The sequence below is a fragment of the Bacillus sp. 22475 genome, from assembly GCF_052044835.1.
Classification (GTDB): Bacteria; Bacillota; Bacilli; order Bacillales; family Bacillaceae_G; genus Bacillus_A; species Bacillus_A cereus.
The window spans coordinates 1-340 of the sequence record NZ_JBQENW010000112.1 but is presented as its reverse complement, the minus strand read 5'-3'; the positions used below and the strand labels follow the sequence as shown (position 1 = coordinate 340).

The window sequence follows — 340 nt, the reverse complement described above, 5'->3', positions numbered from 1 at the left end:
TTGAATGTTGGGAAGTCATTTTGACCACGAAAGAAATTTTTATAGGCAGTTTGCAAGTTTAGTTGAGCATTTGCCAAAGCTAATGAATCAACTTCTTTTAACCACTCAAATTCTGCTTTGTATTTTGCAGGAGTGGGAAGCTTTTGTTTCTTTCGTTGCTCCTTATCATCTTTATGTTTTTCATACGCTTCTTTCCGTTCAGCTAACATTCTGTTATACACGAAACGTACACAACCGAAGGTTTTACGCATAAGATGTGCTTGGTCTTCTGTTGGATACAAACGGAATTTATATGCTTTATTCTGCTTTGTCATATCATTTCACCTCACTTTTCACTTTG

1 protein-coding gene is annotated in these 340 nt (G+C 35.9%); it reads right to left on the bottom strand.

Annotated features, from left to right (window positions below; translation table 11 throughout):
• The coding region (locus ACTJJY_RS32170; RefSeq protein WP_440607462.1) for a helix-turn-helix domain-containing protein at nucleotides 1-314 on the bottom strand (314 nt) is incomplete at its 3' end.
• Nucleotides 315-340: the final 26 nt, after the last annotated feature.